We start from the raw sequence: 19,477 nt of genomic DNA on the forward strand, positions 1-19,477 counted from the left end.
GCCAGGTAAAAAATTTTAAGTTTTACCTTCTCCTGCGTTTCGGTTTTGGTTCTGATGAAGCAGGTTTCTTTTTACGATCCGAAGATTTTCTTTCTCTTCCGGAATCCCGAGAAGAAGAACCCCGAGAACTTCTGCCACTTTTTTCATCAAATCCACCACCATTTCGTGAGCGAATGGAAGAAGTTGTGTTGCCAGCCAAATACAGATCCATGCTTCTGCGAGCCAGGTTCGTGTCTTTTACCTGCACTTTTACGGCATCGCCAAACGTGTAAATCTTTTTCGTACGCTGGCCGATCAGACGGTAATTGTCTTTATCATGTTCGTAATAATCATCGCCCAAGTCATTCATTCTGACCAAGCCTTCAGAAGCTGTTTCTGTTATTTCAACAAAAATCCCGAATTCCGTTACGCCGGTAATAATACCGTCAAAAACACGATCCTTGTCCATCGTGCTCATGAATTCAACCTGTTTGTATTTGATCGAAGCACGTTCTGCGTCAGACGCTAATCTTTCGCGTTCCGATGAATGTTTGCAGGCACCTTCGTACGTTTCGCTGTTTACCGATTCTCCGCCGTTCAGATAATGCTGCAACAACCGATGCGCCATGACATCCGGATACCGGCGAATGGGTGAGGTAAAATGCGTGTAACGCTTGAAAGCCAAACCAAAGTGACCCAGATCTTCAACGCTATACCGCGCTTTCGCCATCGTTCTCACGGCTAAAGATTCTATCAGATTTTGTTCTGGTTTTCCTTCCACTTCATGCAGCATACTGTTCATGGATTTTGCGATTTGTTTCTCGTCGTCCACTTCCAGTTGATGCCCAAGTTTGGCAACAAAAGAAGCAAATGTTTTCAAACGATCCGGATCCGGTGCCTCATGCACACGATAAACCATGGTATTTTTATTAGGTCCTTTGGACAGTGAATAGACAAATTCAGCCACGCGTTTATTCGCCAAAAGCATAAATTCTTCGATCAGCTTATGTGAATCGTGACGTTCTTTTTGATAAACACCCAATGGTTTTCCATTTTCATCCAGACGGAAGCGAACTTCGGCGGTTTCAAAATTGATTGCTCCGTTTTTAAAGCGTTCTTTCCGTAGTATTTTAGCGATGCTGTTCAGCAACGTTAATTCGTTTGGATAATCTCCTTCTTTTGTATCCAAGACCTGCTGCGCTTCTTCATAGGAATAGCGGCGTTCAGAATGGATGACTGTTCTTCCAAACCATTCTTTTAAAATTTTACCTTTCGGGCTCAATTCAAAAACAGCGGAAAAAGCTAATCGATCCTCATTTGGACGAAGTGAACAAAGATTATTGGATAATTTTTCAGGAAGCATCGGCACCGTCCTGTCGACAAGATATACCGAAGTTGCACGACGGTTTGCTTCTTTTTCAAGTTCCGTACCCGGTCGCACATAATGCGATACATCAGCGATATGCACGCCAACTTCCACATTTCCTTCATCCAGATAACGCACCGAAAGCGCATCATCAAAATCTTTCGCATCAGCCGGGTCAATCGTGAAAGTTAAAGTCGCACGCATGTCGCGGCGTTTTAAAATTTCTTCTTTCGGAATAACATCCGGAATTTTCTGTGCTTCTTTTTCAACTGATTCGGGGAATTCGTAAGGCAAGCCAAATTCAGCCAGGATCGCGTGCATTTCTACATCATTCTCTCCTGCTTGTCCTAAAACATGCGTCACTTCGCCTTCCGGTTGACGTGTTCTTGTCGGCCAGGTAGTCATTTTTATAATCACCTTATCGCCATTCGAAGCGCCATGAAGATGTTCTGGTTCGACGAAAATCGGATCAAATAATTTTTTATGATCAGGTTGAACGACAGCATATTTCGGCCACACTTCAATAATCCCGACGATTTCTTTTTGTGATCTTTCAACGATTTCAACAACACGGCCTTCCACTCTGGTTTTTCCTGAATCTCCGCGGCTCGTTTGTTGTCTTCTTCCTGATTTGGAAAGAATCTGAACCTTCACGATATCGCCATCCCAGGCACCGTTCAGCAATTCAGTTTCCACATATATATCATCTTCGCGACCTTCAATAATCACAAAAGCAAAGCCCTTATTCACTCGGTCGACACGACCGATCAGGCCAGGGTCTGCCTGTGGTTTATTAGGAGCGGCTGTAAATGTTCCGTCAACATTCGAACGGATCTGGCCGGATTCCTGAAGTTCATGTAAAATCTCGTTAAAAAGCGCACGAACTTTGCGGTCCTCTACGCCAAAATGCGCGTGTACGTCAAATGGACGAAAGGAATGTTCGCTATTTAAATCGAAAAAAGCGGCAATATCAGCTTTCAAACTATCGATATAGGAAACAATGCCATGCGGCGCTTTGACTGTCTTATTTTCTTTAAATTCTTTATTTGGTTTTTTCTCTCTCATGAAGTTTTATGAGTAATTGTTGATTAAGGAAGGTGGAATAATCGTCTTGTTAAACTAATAAATTTATTCCACTCTTGTAATATTATCGGCTCGTACGGGCTGAAAACTATGCATTTTCAAATATAATTGCGCCAGTACGACCACGTCTTCTCTGCAATATCGGCAAATTTTAGCGAGATCGTTCTCCTCGTAATAAACGCGTGTGACCTGATCGCCGCTCATTTCATTTTTGCTGCCGGGTATATCAAAAACCGCAGCCAGCAAATCCAGCGAAGTATAACTCTTGTAATCACCGAATTTCCAGAGTTCCATGGTATCCTGATGAAGGATTTCCCAGGGCTTTTTACCTGTGATCTGTAATGCTTTTGGAATTGCAATGCCCAGGATCAGCATGCGGCGACAAAGAAACGGGAAGTCAAATTCTCTTCCGTTATGGGCGCAAAGAACTAATTGTTCTGCCGGATATTTTTCTATAAGTGCTTTAAATTCAAGCAAAAGCTTAACCTCATCATCGCCGGAGAAGCTGCGAACTTTGAAGGCTATTTCATTATTTTCATCCCAATAAAATGCACCAAAAGCGATGCACACAATCTTGCCAAATTCTGCGTAAATAGCACTCCGGTCGTAGAAATATTCTTCATTCGAAATGGTATCATCACCCTTTTTCAGCATTATCGCTTTCTTGCCCCAAAGCTTTTGCATCCGCTCCGGAAGCTGATCATAGGACGCATGACCAGCTACGGTTTCAATGTCAAGAAGGAGAAAATTTTTTGCTTTGCGGCGAAATTCATCTGTCATCGTGTGTGGTTAATTAAAGCTTTAATCATGCAGGACACCTTCCAGTCCCAGTGGCTCAATTTCAATGATATTGTCCTCCACGATACTGTCCGGCACGAATATAAACTTTTTATCGTAAATCTGATTACCAAGGAAATAGCTGATCCAGAACTCGTTATTCAGGTGAAAAACTTCCGGCATGATCGGTTCTACAACCACATGATCCTGTGCTTTAATTTCAGGGAAAAAGTGACGCAGGGTTGATGTTTTTATCCCGGCGTTTTCACCCGATTCCGTATTCCCATATCCTTTTGAAGTAACAAATACGCCGGTGATTGGCTGATCGTTTCTATTAATTACGATCACATTCCATTGCGCCTCATTCAATTCGTCGATTGTGCGAACAATTGCCACCTTCACGCCTTCTACCGGATGAAATATAATATCCTTCTTCATTCTTTTCCTTTCTGCTTAATTTTCTAAAATATCTGTTTTTGAACAATATGGATTTGTCCAGTTCATTTCAAAAAGACTACCTAAGTGATTTTTTAACTGTGCGGAAACTTCATCAAACTCAACTTCGTGACCAAGTTCCTGAGAAATCGACGTAACCGCCTTGTCTTCAATTCCGCAGGGTACAATATTTCCAAAGTAAGCCAGATCCGTATTCACATTCAAAGCGAAACCGTGCATCGTCACCCATCGGCTTGCTTTCACGCCCATTGCGCAGATTTTTCTTGGATTTTTTTGTTCAACAAAATCAAGCCAGACGCCCGTTAACCCACTGATTCTCCCTGCACTAATGTTATAATCGGCCAGGGTAAGAATGATCGCTTCTTCCAGCGTCCGCATATATTTATGAATATCTGTGAAAAAATTGTCAAGATCAAGAATCGGGTAACCAACCAGTTGTCCCGGACCATGATAGGTGATATCACCGCCGCGGTTGATCTTATAAAATTTCGCCTGCTTCTGGCTCAGATCTTCTTCATTTAACAACAAATGATCCTGTTTGCCGCTTTTTCCCAAAGTATAAACATGGGGATGCTGACAAAAAATCACACGGTTGGGTGTAAGTAATTGTCTATCAACCGGAAGTGTGCGGTTTTGTGTTTTTATCGAAAGCGTTTCTGCAAACAGTTTTTCCTGATAATCCCACGCCTCCTGATAATCGATCAGACCTAAATTCTGGAATTCTACTTGTTTATTAATGAGGGTATTCATGTCTGAAGGAAATCGATTTGATCACGGAAAATATCAAATCAAATGGTTTGAAACAAATTACGCCTTTTTGGCTGTGGCAAATCAAATGCTGTTTTAATCAAAGATCGATTAAAACGTATAATCGATTTGGGATTTCTTTTACTTACTACGTTATAACACTATTTTGTACTAAAAATGTTCGAATGGCTATACACAACACAACCGGAAGCTGGGGTGAAACCCAGGCAACAACCTTTTTGGAAGGAAAAGGTTATGAAATTATTGAAAAAAACTACCGCCACAAACATGCGGAAATTGACCTGATCGTCAAGAAAAACAAAACGTTAATTTTCGTTGAAGTCAAAACCAGAAGCGGCACAGGTTTCGGAATGCCGGAGGAATTCGTGAATTATACCAAAGCCAAGTTAATCATGAAGGCGGCAGAAAATTACATTTATACCAAAGACTGGCATTTTGATATCCGATTTGATATTATTTCCATTTTGATTCTTTCGAGCGGTGGAATTAATATTAAACATATTGAGGATGCTTTTTCGTGAGATAGTATGGTTTTGGTGTTTTTGAGTAATAAGATTAGTCTGGATTCTTTGTTTAAAATATGGAATCCAATTATTGTTAGGAGTTTATGGAATTTTCAGGAGACTCCTACGGAGTCGGGAGTTGCCTGGGTAAATGCTATCTATAAACAGGATGCTCCTATGGAGCGGGATAATTCTAGATGACTGAAAATAGAATGTTTTGATTTCAAAATGCTTGTCATATTCCAGAAATTCCCCAGCAACTTCGTGGCTTCCTGTTTATAGAAAACGCTGTTAACCATGACAAATCCTGGCTCCGTAGGAGCCTCCTGATGCGTGATCTGATGATGCTTTAATTGGTGGAAATCAAGCATGTTAAGGATCCATTTTTGGAAAATATGATTCAAATGCTTTGGAATAAATAAGAAAGGGAAGGAAAATATAAAAGAGCAAACCGTCGATATTTCCAGACGACTCCTGCTGAGTCAGGAAAGCGAGTAATAAGATTTAAGCTATAAACAGGATGCTCCCATTGCAGCGGGATAATTCCTGAAAAGCAAAAAAAAACGGAAATATTAGATTCAAACTTTTGCAATAATCCAAATATTTACCAGCCACTTCGTGGCTTCCTGTTTATAGAAATGATGTTAACCACGCCCGAAATCCTGGCTCCGTTGGAGCCTCCTGATCTTGTTAAATATTTAAAAAAAATATGAATAGAATTCTCTGTCCAATACTCTTAATGCTGGTGGCCATAAACCTCCGTGCTCAGCCAGTAAAAATACATGACCTCCAATTTGATTCGCTCGCTACCGTTTGGGACGAAGCAATTCCGCTGGGAAATGGTACCGTAGGCGCATTACTATGGAAAAACGGAGAAAAATTACGGTTCTCCCTGGACCGTGCGGACATCTGGGATATGCGCCCGATGGCTGGTTTGCACCGAAAGGAATTTAGCTACAAATGGGTGCAGCAACAGGTTGAAAAGAAAGATTACAAACCCGTTCAGCAATATTTTGATGCACCCTATGACAAAGAGCCGGCTCCATCAAAAATTCCTGCCGGCGCACTGGAATTCGATTTTGCGGAGAAAAACAAAGTGAAATCCGTCCATCTTTCGTTGGACAAAGCTTTATGCGAAGTGCAATGGGAAGGCGGAATGACGTTGAAAACTTTTGTTCACGCCACGGAACCTGTTGGATGGTTTAAGTTTGAAAATGTCAAAACCGATATTATTCCGCAGCTAATTGCGCCGAAATATGAAGGCAAATTATCGGGAGGTGAAGTAAATTCCCTGGTAGGCGATGATCTCTCCAGATTGGGTTACAAACAGGGAGCTGTAAATCGACAGGGAAATAGCATTACTTACAAGCAGGAAGGCTGGGGCGGTTTTACCTATGAGATAACGGTTCAATGGAAAAAAACTGGAACAGAAACAATTGAAGGTGTATGGAGTATTTCGTCACAATACCCTGAGAAAAAGCTGAATCCTGTCTCCTCTTCACTTGTCAAGACAACTATATCGCATGGATTTGAGAAAGACTTTGTTAGTCATGCGAATTGGTGGAAAAAATTCTGGAACCAATCAGCGATCCACGTCCCCGACCCTGTTATTGAAAAACAATGGTATCTCGAACAATATAAATTCGGTTCTGCCGCCCGTCGTGGCGCTCCTCCGATTTCTTTGCAGGCTGTCTGGACGGCAGATAACGGCAGAATCCCGCCATGGAAAGGCGATTTTCACCATGATTTAAACACGCAGCTTAGCTATTGGCCAAGTTACAGTGGAAATCATCTGGAAGAAGGATTAGGGTATTTTGATCATCTGGACGAAAATCTGGCTAATTACAAGCGTTATACCAAAATGTATTTCGGCGTTGACGGACTGGCCGTTCCCGGCGTAACCACGTTGGATGGAACGGAAATGGGCGGCTGGATTCAATATTCACTTTCGCCGACGGTTTCGTCCTGGCTTGCGCATCATTATTATCTGCAATGGCGGTATAGTATGGATACCAATTTCCTGAAAACACGCGCTTATCCCTGGATAAAAGAAGTTTGTACTTTTCTTGAAAAGATAACGGTAAAAGACGAAAATGGTCAGCGAAAACTTCCGATCAGTTCAAGTCCGGAAATTAAGGATAACAGTCTGGAAGCCTGGTTTCCACAAAATACGAACTATGATCTGGCACTGATGAAATTTTCATTCGGAGCCGGAGCTGAACTTGCTTTGGAGCTGGGTTTGGTAGCCGAATCAGATCATTGGAAAGAAATACTTTCTCAGTTTGGTAACTATGCGATCACGGAAAATGAAGAATTAATGTTTGCACCCAATTTACCTTACCAGGAATCTCACCGCCATTTTTCACATATGATGGCGATTCATCCTTTGGGTTTGATCAAATGGGAAGACGGCGAAAAATCGCAGACCATTATCAAAAATACGATTGCGTTACTGGATAAAGTCGGCCCGGATTATTGGTGCGGATATTCCTATGCGTGGCTGGCCAATATGAAAGCGCTTGCCAAAGATGGTGAAGGTGCAGCCAAAGACCTTTCCATTTTTGCCAAAGCTTTTGTACTGCCAAACAGTTTTCATGTCAATGGCGATCAGACAAAATCCGGTTTGTCAAAATTCACTTACCGGCCTTTTACGTTGGAAGGGAACTTCGCTTTCGCGGCTGGTTTGCAGGAAATGCTGCTTCAAAGTTATGCCGGATTTATAGAGATTATGCCAGCAGTTCCCGAAACTTGGAAGGATATTGCTTTTGAAAAACTTCGGGCAGAAGGTGCGTTTTTGATTAGCGCGAAAAAGGAAAATGGTCAAGTCACAGAAGTTAAAATAGAAGCGGAAAAAGATGGCGTTGCTACTTTAAAATTACCCTTCAAAAAATATCAGGTATTGTCTGCCAAAACAGTCACAACAAATGCCGTGGAAGACGGTTTTGTGGAATTAAAATGTAAAGCTGGTGGGAGCGTTATAATAAAAGCAGAGCTTTAAGAAAAAGCAAAACTTTATTTTGTCAAATGATTTAATGTGTAAGGTATTGACCATTCAAATATAATTTAACGGAATTTAAAGCAAATGAAGTATTTTTATTAATACCGGTTCTTTTAAAAAATCAGCGGGTCAAATTAATTCAGTTCCTGACAATGAAAAAGTGGCATTTTATTGGTTTGGGTGTGGCGGTGGTTTTACTATCGTCTTTCTCATGGTCGGGATTTTTCGATCATCAGGTGGATTATAATGAGGAGGTTAAACCGATATTGAACAAAAACTGCATGGGTTGTCATGGCGGCGTGAAGCAGGCTGGAGAAGTAAGTTTTCTGTTTGAACATGAAATGCTGGAACCCGGTAAATCCGGTAAAATTCCTGTGGTGCGTGGAGATGCGGATGCCAGTGAAATGATACGCCGAATTTTGTCCAAAGATCCGGATGAAAGAATGCCAAAAGGTGGTGCGCATTTGAAGGAAGAGGATATCAAAATCCTGAAAAAATGGATCAATCAGGGTGCGAAATGGGAAACGCATTGGGCCTATAAAAGAATTGAAAAACCGGAAGTACCTTCTAATAAAAATCTTTGGAATCTTTTTGGCCTGATCAATACAGGGAATGCCCAATGGCCCAAAAACGATATTGACGAATTTGTTCTTCAAAAATTAAAACAGGAAAAACTTTCACCTTCTCCCGCAGCGGATATGGCGACATTAATCCGTCGCGTAAGCCTGGATCTGACCGGCTTGCCTCCTACCGAAAAAGAAGTTGCTGATTTTGAAAAAGATAAGTCGCCGGATGCTTATGAAAAAGTTGTCGATCGGTTGTTAAAATCACCATCCTATGGTGAACGCTGGACTTCCATGTGGATGGATCTGGCGCGTTATGCCGATACCAAAGGCTACGAAAGTGACGGAGGCAGAAATATCTGGCGTTACAGGGATTATGTGGTGAAATCTTTCAATGCAGATAAACCTTTTGATCAATTTACGATTGAGCAATTGGCCGGTGATCTGATGCCGGAAAAGAAAACGGGAATGCCTTCGGATGAAAATATGATTGCCACGGCTTTTCACCGGAATACGATGATCAATAATGAAGGCGGAACGGATGATGAAGAATTCCGCGTAGCTGCTCAGATTGACCGGGTTAACACTACCTGGGAAGTTTGGCAGGGAACTACTTTCGCCTGCATTCAGTGCCATAGTCATCCGTATGACCCGATTCCGCATGAGGATTATTACAAATACATGGCATTTTTCAACAATTCCCGCGACGAAGATGTGTGGGATGAATGGCCTAAACTTCGTTTTTATAAAGGCGATGATTCAGCAAGGGTTGAAAAAGTGAAATCCTGGATCACTAAACATGATCCAAAAGAGACGCAAAAATTCACGCAGTTCATGCGTGTCATGGAGCCGAAAATCAATGCGCATAGTATCGTTAAAGGAGACGAATCAACAGTTTTGCTGATTTCTTACTATGGTGTGAAGGATAAGGGAAATGCAAAAATCCCGAATGTTAACCTGACCGGTGCTGGCAATTTGGTGATGAATATTTCTACCAAAGCGGAAAATGCCGTGATGACTTTTCATCTGGATAAAATTGACGGACAAATTATTTCTACCGTAAATGTTCCGACCAGAGACACGGTTCTGGTAACACCAATTCCAAAAATTGCCGGTAAACATGACATTTTTCTAACACTAAAAAGTACCAAAAATCCAACAGAATGGGTGCGGATTACCTGGCTTGCATTTCAGGAAGCTTTGCCTGGTGCAGGAGAACCTGAATATCCGGAAATCGTGAAAGATTATTCTACGATTTTAACCAAGTCAACAGAAAGTATGCCTGTTGTTTGGGAAGGAACGGGAGATTTTGCCAGGAAAACCAATGTTTTTGTCAGAGGAAACTGGTCGGTAAAAGGTGCCGAAGTAAAACCGGATGTTCCGAAATTATTGGCGCCTATGCCAAAAGATTATCCAAAAAACCGGCTTGGATTAGCAAAATGGATGGTTAGTCGCGATAATGCGTTGACTGCCCGCGTTATCGTAAACCGTTTTTGGGAGCAGTTATTTGGGAGAGGAATTGTGGAAACGGTAGAAGATTTTGGTTCTCAGGGAGCCGAACCTTCACATCCGGAATTGCTGGACTGGCTGGCTGTAAACTTTATGGAGGAAGATCATTGGAGCGTTAAAAATCTTCTAAAAACCATGGTCATGTCGGCGACTTATCAGCAAAGCTCAAAATCAGATAAAGCCAGACAGGAACAGGATCCGTACAACCGGTTTATTTCAAGAGGTCCGCGGGTAAGATTGAGTGCAGAACAGGTTCGCGACCAGGCGATGGCTGCCTGCGGTTTGCTTTCCAAAAAAATGTATGGTCCAAGCGTTATGCCGCCGCAGCCGGAAGGAATCTGGTTGTCGCCGTACAGCGGTGAAAGCTGGAAAGTGAGCGAAGGAGAAGATAAATACCGGAGAGCCGTTTATACTTATTGGAAACGTACGGCACCCTATCCTTCGATGACCACATTCGATGCACCAAGTCGCGAGTTTTGTCAGTCGAGGAGGATTTTAACGAATACGCCTTTGCAGGCTTTAGTGACTTTGAATGATCCGGTGTATCTGGAAGCTGCCGAGAAGCTGGCGACAACCATGCAAAAACGAGGGAAAACGCCTGAGCAACAACTTCGGGAGGGTTACAGACTTTTGACTTTTCAGCCAATCAATGATAAAAGTTTACAGGTTCTGGTAAAAATATATGGAGATGCTTTGAAATCTTACCGGGCCAAACCGTCCGATGTGGATAGTATTCTTGTATATGGGAAAGAAAGAAAATCGCCTGAACTGGCCGCGCTGACAATTTCCGCCAATGTGATGCTAAACCTGGATAATGTAGTGACTAAGGAATAACCGGAGATTTTCTCTGATTCTAATACTGATTACAGCTATGGAAAAGTTATTAAAAGAATTACAACATGCTGATCTGCACAGCCAGACGCGCCGGCATTTTTTGCAGTCGGCAGGTTTTGGCCTGGGTGCTTTGGGATTAGGTTCGCTTTTGGGGTCCTGCGGTAATTCAAATGCAGAAACCAGTGCAACCGCCGAAGCGATGGGAGCGAAGATTCCACAATTTGCACCAAAAGCAAAGCGTGTCATTTATATCCACATGGCCGGTGCGCCTTCCCAGCTGGAATTGTTTGATTATAAACCTGAACTTGAAAAATATCACGGGAAAGATTGCCCGGCTGAATTTTTGGAAGGAAAGAAATTTGCCTTTATTCAGGGCGTACCTAAAATGCTGGGTCCGCAGGGGAAGTTTAATCAATACGGACAATCCGGTGCCTGGATGTCTGATTATATTCCTTATTTACAAACCGTTGCAGATGAAATTACATTTATCAAAGCCATGCATACGGATCAGTTTAACCACGCTCCTGCACAGTTGTTGTTGCATACAGGAAGTGCACGGTTGGGTCGCCCGAGTTTAGGTGCGTGGTCCGTTTATGGGTTAGGATCTGAGAATCAGAATTTGCCCGGATTTATTGTTTTGGCTTCTGGTGGCAGACAACCGGATGCGGGAAAAAGCGTTTATGGAAGTGGATTTTTGCCGTCCGTTTATCAGGGCGTGCAATGTCGTACCGGAGGAGATCCGGTTTTATATGTGACCGACCCAAACGGGATGAACCGGAATATGCGGAAACAGACGATTGAAGCGATTAACGAGATTAATAAACAAACCTACGACGATGTAAAAGATCCGGAAATATTGACCCGGATTAGTCAGTATGAAATGGCGTTCCGGATGCAAATGTCTGTGCCTGAGGTAATGGACGTTTCTAGGGAACCACAGTTTATTCTGGATATGTACGGTGTAAAACCAGGCGAGGGTACCTTTGCCATGAATTGTCTTTTGGCAAGAAAACTGGTTGAAAATGACGTGCGTTTTGTACAACTTTTTGACTGGGGCTGGGACGGCCACGGTACTTCGGCGGGAGATAATGTCGAAGGAGGGTTAAGAAATAAATGTCGTTTGTCTGACAAACCTGTTGCTGCTTTGATTCAGGACTTAAAAATGCGTGGTTTGCTGGATGAAACCTTGATTATCTGGGGAGCTGAATTTGGCAGGACGCCGATGCAGGAGAACAGGAACGGTGTTGTAATGCCGTATATGGGCCGTGATCATCATTTGGAAGCTTTCACGATGTGGATGGCTGGCGGCGGTGTCAAAAAAGGTTTTACGCATGGAGAAACGGATGAATTAGGTTATTATGGAGTAAAAGACCGCGTTCACGTGCATGATTTGCAGGCTACAATTCTTCATCTGATGGGTTTTGATCATGAAAAATTCACCTACCCGTTCCAGGGACGAAATTTCAGATTAACTGATACGGAAGGAAAGGTTGTAAAAAATATTATTGCTTAACCGGATATAATCGATCAATTGTCGCCTTAAGCCTGAAATCAAACTTGAATCCAATGCAAAATGGTACCGTGCTTGCTTTCCGCATGCAATTGAACAAGGGAAATGAAGCGGAATACAAAAAAAGACATGATGAAATCTGGCCGGAATTGTCAGAATTGTTGAAAAATGCCGGGATTCAGGAGTATTATATTTTTCTGGATGAGGTTACGCTGGCACTTTTTGCCTTTCAAAAACTTTCGCCAAATGCAGACACATCCGGTTTATCGTCGCTGCCGATCATGAAAAAATGGTGGGATCATATGGCTGATCTGATGGAAGTTAATCCGGATAATTCTCCCAAAATTGTCGCGTGCCCGGAAGTTTTCCGGTTATAGTTCATTTTAATTGTTCTCGTTTTTCTATGCTAATCCTCTTTCAGGCCACAGACTGGACTTATTTTATTGGACGTTTTCATCCGGTTCTGGTGCATTTGCCGATAGGATTTTTGCTGATCGCGGCACTTTTGGAGATTGGCAAGCGTACAGGTAAAATTTCTGTAAACGATTCTTCTGTCACCTTTATCCTGTTTTGGTCGGCCATTGGTGCAACGATGGCTTGTATTGCAGGTTATCTTTTGTCGCTGGGTGGCGGATATGATGAGGAATTATTGAGTGACCATCAGTGGCAAGGAATTGGCGTGGCGGTTTTTGCCTGGATCGCCTGGTTATTTAAGTCAGGAAAAATTTCGATCGGTTCCGCTATCTATCTTCCGGCGTTAGGACTTTCCACGATTTTAACCTTTACAGCCGGTCATGACGGCGGCTCGCTCACGCATGGAGATGGTTATTTGACCCAATATACGCCTGAACCATTCCGGTCGCTGGCGGGAATTCCGCCTCGAACAGAAGAAAAGACAGAAATAAAAGCGATCCCGGACATTAACCAGGCGGTCGTCTACAAAGATATTGTTCAGCCAATTCTGGAAATGCGTTGCGTCCAATGCCATAATGCGAACAAGCAAAAAGGTGGTTTACGTATGGATAATATGGCTATGTTGCTAAAAGGTGGTGAAGACGGCCCGGTATTTGTTTCTGGAAAAGCATTGGAAAGTGCCATGATCAAGCGCTGTCTGCTTCCTGAAACAGACGACGACCATATGCCGCCAAAAGGAAAACCACAGCTCTCAGAATCACAAATCGCCTTATTGAGCTGGTGGATTGAACAGGGAGCTTCGGCAGAAAAAAAAGTGTCTGAATTAAAAATTACTGAAGAGGTTAAGCCTGCTCTGGCGTCGTTGACGTCTGGTTCCGGTGGTGAAAATTCAAAAAGTGCTGACTCTCCGGTTTTGAGTTTACAAGTTCCTATACCTAATGAAAAAGCTGTAGAGGCTATTAAAAAGGTTGGACTTCTGGTTATGCCGATTTCACATGATAAGAATCTGCTGGAAGTGAGTGCCGTGAATGCCTCAGCTTTTGGTGATCAACAGATCAATTTATTCTCGCCTTTATCGGAGCAGATTATCTGGCTAAAACTAGGCAGTACCAAGGTGACTGATACATCCCTGAAAGAACTTAGCAAGTTAAAAAATCTGAATAAGCTGCATTTGGAATATACGGCTGTGACCGATGCGGGTTTGACTTTCTTGAAAGATTTGCAACACCTGGAATACATCAATTTGGTGGGAACAAAAGTTACCGACGCCGGTTTGAAAAATCTTGCTTCATCGAAAAGTCTGAAAAATATCTTTATCTGGAAATCTGCGGTTACTGAAAATGGTGTTGCCGAAGTGCAAAAATTACATCCTGATCTACATATTGTGAGTGGATTTAATGAGGCGAAAGTTGCAGAATTTCTAAAGGCCGGAGATACGATTAAGAAGGAGGAAAAGCCAAGAATTCAATAAGGTATAAGCAGTATTTCGTGGTATATAGCAGCAGAGCTGCGAAATATTTGTAGACAAAGATAATTCCTGAGCTAAAAAGGTGCAGCGCACCGAAACATTTGCTAGCTGCATTTTATCAACGGTTTAACACATTTAATTTGTTTTACAATCCATTACGAAATGAATCGTAGAAAATTTATGAACACTGCAATCACCGGATTAGGCACCTTATCAGCCATAGAAACAATCGCTCAGGAAAATGCTCCGTCGTTTGAAAAAGTGAATGCGGTTTCTTTGAAAATCCTGGCTACGAACTGGGGTTACGAGGGTTCTGTTGACGCCTTCTGCGCAGATGCCAAAAAGGAAGGTTATGATGGTGCAGAGTTTTGGTGGCCGCAGAATCAGAAGGATCACGACGAGCTATTCGCAGCATTAAAAAAACACGATTTGCAGATTGGATTTTTATGCGGATCCGGACTAAAAGATTACGCAGCACATCTGGATTTTTTCAAAAAATCAATTGATGAAGCCACAACAAAATCAGAAATCAAACCACTATACATCAATTGTCATAGCGGAAGAGATCATTTCAGTTATGATCAAAATAAGGCATTTATAGACCATACCAACGAAGCTTCGGAGAAAAGTGGAATTCCGATTTATCACGAAACACACCGGGCAAGAATGCTTTTTGCGGCACATATTGCGAGAAATTTTATTGAGAAAAACCCAAAATTAAAATTAACGCTTGATATTTCGCACTGGTGTAATGTAGCGGAGACTTTGCTGGAAGATCAGGAAGAAACGGTGAAACTTGCACTTTCACGGGCAGGACATATCCATGCGCGTATCGGGCATCCGGAAGGTCCGCAGGTTAACGATCCGCGTGCTCCCGAGTGGGAATCCGCGTTAAAAGCGCATTTGGCCTGGTGGGATGTTGTGGTGGAAAGGAAAATAAAAAGCGGAGAACAAATTACGTTTTTGACAGAATTTGGTCCTCCGCATTATATGCCAACGGTTCCGTTCACAAATCAGCCGCTAGCCGATCAATGGGGAATTAATGTTTTTATGATGCACTTGCTAAGAAAACGATATAGCAAATAGCTACAATTTTCTTTCCAGAAGCGTTAAAATGCTTTGCAAACCTTCAGCATCTGTTTCAGAGAAATCATTTAATTGGTCGCTATCAACATCCAGAACCATGGCTATGGTACCGTTTCTATGAAAAACCGGCAATACGATTTCGGATTTGGAGGCAGAAGCGCAAGCGATATGACCGGGAAACTGATCAACATCCGGCACGATAATCGTTTTTTGCTGCGAATAACTTGCGCCGCAAACGCCTTTATGGAAAGGTATACGTGTACAGGCAATTGGTCCCTGAAAAGGTCCCAGAACGAGTTGTCCTTCTTTTGCTATATAAAAACCAACCCAAAAAAAACCAAAAGCTTCTTTCAGTGCAGCAGCAATATTGGCAAGGTTTGCAGTCAGATCGCTTTCTGTTTCGATCAAAGCATTAATTTGTGGTAATAAAGCGTCGTAAATATCTTTACGATCCGTTCCTGCGGGGATTATTAGTTCTTCGGCCATTTCTGTGGATGTACTATTTGATAAGTTCAACAGCGATTTCTTTTAAAAAGTTGGACGAATAGCGAGGAATTTTAACAAGACGGACACTAAAAATGTGTTATTTAGCGCATTATTATTCCGTATCCATTGAACAAATGAATCACCGCCATATATTGCTGATGGACGGCCCGGATCACAAAGGGCTCATTTATCAGGTAACCCGCGTACTTTTTGAGCACAATCAAAACATCATTCGAAATGATGAGTATGTAAGCCCTTCATCGTATTTTTTCATGCGGACAGAATTTGAAGGGAAAACGGATGCGACTGAATTATTACAAATCCTTCAAAAGGAACTGCCGGCTGGAATTAATCTGCGCTTAAATCCAAAAAAGAAAAAGGATATTGTCGTTCTGGTAACCAAAGAACATCATTGTCTGGGGGAGTTGTTGCTTCGATATGCTTTTGATGAGCTGGATGCCAACATTCTGGCGGTGATCAGTAATTATAATACCTTGCAACCGCTGGTCGGCAAATTCGGGATACCTTTTCATTTTATCACACATGAAAATAAAACCCGGGAAGAACACGAAGAAGCGATTTTAAGAACACTGGATGTTTACCGTCCGGAATATCTGGTCCTGGCAAAATATATGCGGATTATAACGCCGGAATTTGTCAATAACTTCCCGGATCGCATCGTCAATATCCATCATTCATTTTTGCCGGCATTTATCGGTGCAAATCCCTACCGACAGGCATACGAGCGTGGCGTGAAAATCATTGGCGCAACAGCACATTTTGTAAACAATGATCTGGACGAGGGCCCAATTATCGCTCAGGACGTGAAATCTGTTGACCACAGACAAACGGCGAGTGATATGTCAACGTTGGGGAGAGATACTGAAAAACGTGTGTTAACTTCGGCCTTAAAGCTGGTTTTCAACGACCGCGTTTTCATTCATAATAACCGGACAATCATTTTATAAACGAAAAAAAAGCCCTTAGTCAGACTCACCGAGGGCTTTTTGTAATCTGATGGATGTTATTGATATGTAATGTTACAAAAAAGCATTGTAACATCAAATTCATATTCAGGTAATTATCCAAAATAATGTATGGAAAATATTAAGCGATGACAACGGTACGTGCCAAATCCACTAAATCTTTATCGTTAACTTCTTTCTTCAAATCGGCTACATCAAGGAATTTTTTGTAAAGATCATCAAGGATCGCTTTCTCAAAAGTAAAGCCCAGAAGCTCTAAACGGTGTTTTAAAGCGTGGCGACCGCTTCGTGCTGTCAATACGATATCCGATTTATCAACACCCACATCCTGTGGATTCATGATCTCGTAATTCAGCGTATTTTTTAGGTGGCCATCCTGATGAATTCCAGACGAATGTGCAAAAGCATTACGTCCTACAATCGCTTTGTTGGCCTGAACTGGCATGCGCATCATTTTCGATACCAACTGACTTGTAGGATAAATCAATTGCGAATTCACACCCGTTTCGTAACCCAGTTCTTTGTGAACATTCAAAGCCATTACTACCTCTTCCAAAGAAGTATTTCCTGCACGCTCGCCTATTCCATTCATGGTAACCTCAACCTGGCGCGCACCTTCGCGGATACCAGCCAATGAGTTAGCGGTCGCTAAACCAAGATCATTATGACAGTGAATAGAAATTGTTGCGTTATGAATTCCTTTTACGTTTTCGAAAATATATTTGATCTTGGCACCATATTCCTCAGGTAAGCAATATCCCGTTGTATCAGGTATATTTACCACTGTTGCTCCCGCGCCAATCACAGCCTCAACCAATTGTGCAAGAAAAACAAGATCTGCTCTCCCGGCATCTTCGCAATAAAACTCTACGTCTTCTACCTTTCCTTTGGCATATTTCGTAGCAGCAATGGCTCTTTCAAGAATCTTCTCTCTTGTCGTATTGAATTTATGCTGGATGTGAATATCTGATGACCCAATCCCGGTATGGATACGTCCTCTTTTTGCAAATTCAAGTGCATCTCCGGCAGCGTCGATATCGCCGGTTACCGCACGGGAAAGCGCACAGATAATTGGTTCACGAACGGCTTTTGAAATTTCTACTACGGATCTGAAATCACCAGGACTTGAAATAGGAAATCCGGCCTCAATAACATCTACCCCCAGTTTTTCGAGTTGTGTAGCTACAATTATCTTTTCTTCTGTTGTCAATTGGCTTCCCGGTACTTGTTCGCCGTCGCGTAATGTTGTGTCGAAGATTTGAACTCGTTGACTCATTGTGGGTACTGTGATTAAAGATTGAATTACGAATTTACTAATTTTAGGACAATATAAAACCCTTTCCGTGTTAGAGAAAGGGTTTTTGATCTATTCAAGACAATGCCTTTCTCCTTTTTACGGGTTACTCTGAATGAGCAGAAAAATGCAATTGTCTAAAAGTTTCATCTTTATTTTATTTGCGAAAATTCGCTAACTGCGATTTTCTTCTGCAAAGTACTAAGAAGATTTTGGTTGCACAAATCATTCTTAATGAAAATTCAAAAAAAGATGTATTTTATAATGAAACGTATTTTTTATATTAAATACGTTTCAAAATCTCTTCTCCAATGGCGTCTGTTCCTAGAATAAATTCTGGGGCAGTGGTTGAATCAGCAATATCACGTGTACGGAAACCAGCTTTTAAAACCTGGTCAATCGCAGAGATAATAGCGTCAGACTCAGCCTTCAAACCGAATGAAATATCAAGAAGCAAAGCCGCAGAAAGTACCGAAGCCATTGGATTAGCAACACCCATACCAGTAATATCATGTCCTGAACCATGAATTGGTTCGTAAACACCTGTGCTGTCTCCTACCGAAGCAGATGCCAACATGCCCATAGAACCAGCGATCTGGCTTGCTTCATCTGTCAGAATATCACCGAATAAATTTGCTGTTACAACTACATCGAAACGGCGTGGATCTTTGATAAGCATCATCGCAGCAGAATCAACAAACTGGTGTTCTACGGTGATGTCCGGATATTCAGGAGCAAGCGCCTGAACGACTTCTCGCCACAGTCTGCTTGTTTCCAAAACGTTTGCTTTATCAACAGAACATAATTTTTTGCCACGTGTACGGGCAGCTTCAAATGCTCTCCGTGCAATACGTTCTACTTCATAACGACTGTATTCAGCGATATCGTAAGCAGTGTCTCCGTCGTTTTTACGGCCTTTTTCTCCGAAATAGATATCACCAGTCAATTCGCGGAAGAATAGGATATCAGAACCTTTAAGGATTTCTGGTTTGATTGAAGAAGCTCCCAATAGTTCATCAAAAAGTTTGATAGGGCGTAAATTGGCATACAAACCAAGTTCTTTACGCATTTTAAGCAAACCTTGCTCCGGACGAACTTTTGCAGTTGGGTCGTTATCATATTTTGGATGACCAACAGCTCCGAACAAAATCGCATCAGAAGCGCGCATTTTTTCCAAAGTTTCATCAGGAAGTGGATTTCCTGTTGCTTCAATCGCAACGTGGCCCATTAATGCTTCGTCATAAGTAAATTCGTGTCCGAATTTCTCAGCAATTTTAATTAGAACTTTTTTTCCAACTTCTGTAACTTCCTGTCCGATTCCGTCACCAGGTACTATTAAGATGTTCTTCTTCATTATTATGGTTAAAATTTATAACCCGTCGGCAGGCTAGCTGGCT

At 42.1% G+C, this 19,477-nt stretch carries 16 protein-coding genes; 8 read left to right on the forward strand and 8 right to left on the reverse strand.

Annotated features, from left to right (window positions below):
• Positions 1-22: 22 nt before the first annotated feature.
• From rnr to lipB, 4 genes are all read right to left on the reverse strand, one after another.
• Positions 23-2,410 (reverse strand): ribonuclease R, encoded by a 2,388-nt coding sequence (gene rnr / locus AC1XUO_RS20195; RefSeq protein WP_483331580.1) that lies wholly within the window; start codon positions 2,408-2,410, stop codon positions 23-25.
• 63 nt (positions 2,411-2,473) lie between these two features.
• A complete protein-coding gene (locus AC1XUO_RS20200; protein ID WP_483331581.1) occupies positions 2,474-3,208 on the reverse strand; it encodes a 3'-5' exonuclease in 735 nt (244 codons plus the stop codon).
• Between the two features lie 21 nt (positions 3,209-3,229).
• Positions 3,230-3,643 carry a hypothetical protein gene (locus AC1XUO_RS20205; RefSeq protein ID WP_483331582.1) on the reverse strand — a complete coding sequence of 138 codons (414 nt, stop codon included), beginning with the start codon at positions 3,641-3,643 and terminating at the stop codon, positions 3,230-3,232.
• Between the two features lie 15 nt (positions 3,644-3,658).
• Positions 3,659-4,411, reverse strand: coding sequence for a lipoyl(octanoyl) transferase LipB (gene lipB / locus AC1XUO_RS20210; RefSeq protein WP_483331583.1), 753 nt, complete (start codon positions 4,409-4,411; stop codon positions 3,659-3,661).
• 182 nt (positions 4,412-4,593) lie between these two features.
• On the opposite strand from lipB, the gene AC1XUO_RS20215 reads away from it, so the two are divergent.
• Positions 4,594-4,950, forward strand: a complete 357-nt coding sequence (locus AC1XUO_RS20215; protein WP_483331584.1) for a YraN family protein — start codon at positions 4,594-4,596, stop codon at positions 4,948-4,950.
• Between the two features lie 140 nt (positions 4,951-5,090).
• Here AC1XUO_RS20215 and AC1XUO_RS20220 read toward each other — a convergent pair whose 3' ends face one another.
• Entirely contained in the window at positions 5,091-5,303 is a 213-nt protein-coding gene (locus AC1XUO_RS20220) for a hypothetical protein (protein WP_483331585.1), read from the reverse strand.
• Between the two features lie 338 nt (positions 5,304-5,641).
• Here AC1XUO_RS20220 and AC1XUO_RS20225 point away from each other — a divergent pair, with 338 nt between their 5' ends.
• The 6 genes from AC1XUO_RS20225 (at position 5,642) to AC1XUO_RS20250 (ending at position 15,314) form a co-directional block, all read left to right on the forward strand.
• Complete coding sequence (locus tag AC1XUO_RS20225) at positions 5,642-7,930, forward strand: glycosyl hydrolase family 95 catalytic domain-containing protein (protein WP_483331586.1); 2,289 nt, start codon at positions 5,642-5,644, stop codon at positions 7,928-7,930.
• A 152-nt stretch (positions 7,931-8,082) separates the two neighbouring features.
• Complete coding sequence (locus AC1XUO_RS20230; RefSeq protein WP_483331587.1) at positions 8,083-10,836, forward strand: DUF1553 domain-containing protein; 2,754 nt, start codon at positions 8,083-8,085, stop codon at positions 10,834-10,836.
• A gap of 37 nt (positions 10,837-10,873) precedes the next feature.
• Positions 10,874-12,349: a DUF1501 domain-containing protein gene (locus AC1XUO_RS20235; protein WP_483331588.1), complete on the forward strand. Its 1,476-nt coding sequence runs from the start codon at positions 10,874-10,876 to the stop codon at positions 12,347-12,349.
• Positions 12,350-12,402: 53 nt separating this feature from the next.
• Complete coding sequence (locus AC1XUO_RS20240) at positions 12,403-12,723, forward strand: L-rhamnose mutarotase (protein WP_483331589.1); 321 nt, start codon at positions 12,403-12,405, stop codon at positions 12,721-12,723.
• Positions 12,724-12,749: 26 nt separating this feature from the next.
• Entirely contained in the window at positions 12,750-14,231 is a 1,482-nt protein-coding gene (locus AC1XUO_RS20245; RefSeq protein WP_483331590.1) for a c-type cytochrome domain-containing protein, read from the forward strand.
• Positions 14,232-14,390: 159 nt separating this feature from the next.
• Positions 14,391-15,314 carry a sugar phosphate isomerase/epimerase family protein gene (locus AC1XUO_RS20250; protein WP_483331591.1) on the forward strand — a complete coding sequence of 308 codons (924 nt, stop codon included), beginning with the start codon at positions 14,391-14,393 and terminating at the stop codon, positions 15,312-15,314.
• Here the strand turns inward: AC1XUO_RS20250 and AC1XUO_RS20255 are convergent, their stop codons facing one another.
• Positions 15,315-15,800: a GAF domain-containing protein gene (locus tag AC1XUO_RS20255; RefSeq protein WP_483331592.1), complete on the reverse strand. Its 486-nt coding sequence runs from the start codon at positions 15,798-15,800 to the stop codon at positions 15,315-15,317.
• 134 nt (positions 15,801-15,934) lie between these two features.
• Here AC1XUO_RS20255 and purU point away from each other — a divergent pair, with 134 nt between their 5' ends.
• Positions 15,935-16,768: a formyltetrahydrofolate deformylase gene (gene purU, locus AC1XUO_RS20260; protein WP_483331593.1), complete on the forward strand. Its 834-nt coding sequence runs from the start codon at positions 15,935-15,937 to the stop codon at positions 16,766-16,768.
• Positions 16,769-16,907: 139 nt separating this feature from the next.
• Here the strand turns inward: purU and AC1XUO_RS20265 are convergent, their stop codons facing one another.
• Both AC1XUO_RS20265 and leuB read right to left on the reverse strand, forming a co-directional pair.
• Complete coding sequence (locus tag AC1XUO_RS20265; RefSeq protein WP_483331594.1) at positions 16,908-18,062, reverse strand: 2-isopropylmalate synthase; 1,155 nt, start codon at positions 18,060-18,062, stop codon at positions 16,908-16,910.
• A gap of 301 nt (positions 18,063-18,363) precedes the next feature.
• Positions 18,364-19,434 carry a 3-isopropylmalate dehydrogenase gene (leuB, locus tag AC1XUO_RS20270; protein ID WP_234650985.1) on the reverse strand — a complete coding sequence of 357 codons (1,071 nt, stop codon included), beginning with the start codon at positions 19,432-19,434 and terminating at the stop codon, positions 18,364-18,366.
• Positions 19,435-19,477 lie beyond the last annotated feature (43 nt).

This window comes from Dyadobacter sp. HNCC25DJ186 (assembly GCF_056895235.1).

Coding starts and splice junctions, on each gene's coding strand:
- AC1XUO_RS20225 (WP_483331586.1), top strand. CDS start 5,642: ATGAATAGAATTCTCTGTCCAATACTCTTAATGCTGGTGGCCATAAAC.
- AC1XUO_RS20220 (WP_483331585.1), bottom strand. CDS start 5,303: ATGCTTGATTTCCACCAATTAAAGCATCATCAGATCACGCATCAGGAG.
- AC1XUO_RS20255 (WP_483331592.1), bottom strand. CDS start 15,800: ATGGCCGAAGAACTAATAATCCCCGCAGGAACGGATCGTAAAGATATT.
- lipB (WP_483331583.1), bottom strand. CDS start 4,411: ATGAATACCCTCATTAATAAACAAGTAGAATTCCAGAATTTAGGTCTG.
- AC1XUO_RS20250 (WP_483331591.1), top strand. CDS start 14,391: ATGAATCGTAGAAAATTTATGAACACTGCAATCACCGGATTAGGCACC.
- leuB (WP_234650985.1), bottom strand. CDS start 19,434: ATGAAGAAGAACATCTTAATAGTACCTGGTGACGGAATCGGACAGGAA.
- AC1XUO_RS20235 (WP_483331588.1), top strand. CDS start 10,874: ATGGAAAAGTTATTAAAAGAATTACAACATGCTGATCTGCACAGCCAG.
- AC1XUO_RS20240 (WP_483331589.1), top strand. CDS start 12,403: ATGCAAAATGGTACCGTGCTTGCTTTCCGCATGCAATTGAACAAGGGA.
- AC1XUO_RS20205 (WP_483331582.1), bottom strand. CDS start 3,643: ATGAAGAAGGATATTATATTTCATCCGGTAGAAGGCGTGAAGGTGGCA.
- AC1XUO_RS20265 (WP_483331594.1), bottom strand. CDS start 18,062: ATGAGTCAACGAGTTCAAATCTTCGACACAACATTACGCGACGGCGAA.
- AC1XUO_RS20230 (WP_483331587.1), top strand. CDS start 8,083: ATGAAAAAGTGGCATTTTATTGGTTTGGGTGTGGCGGTGGTTTTACTA.
- purU (WP_483331593.1), top strand. CDS start 15,935: ATGAATCACCGCCATATATTGCTGATGGACGGCCCGGATCACAAAGGG.
- AC1XUO_RS20245 (WP_483331590.1), top strand. CDS start 12,750: ATGCTAATCCTCTTTCAGGCCACAGACTGGACTTATTTTATTGGACGT.
- AC1XUO_RS20200 (WP_483331581.1), bottom strand. CDS start 3,208: ATGACAGATGAATTTCGCCGCAAAGCAAAAAATTTTCTCCTTCTTGAC.
- rnr (WP_483331580.1), bottom strand. CDS start 2,410: ATGAGAGAGAAAAAACCAAATAAAGAATTTAAAGAAAATAAGACAGTC.
- AC1XUO_RS20215 (WP_483331584.1), top strand. CDS start 4,594: ATGGCTATACACAACACAACCGGAAGCTGGGGTGAAACCCAGGCAACA.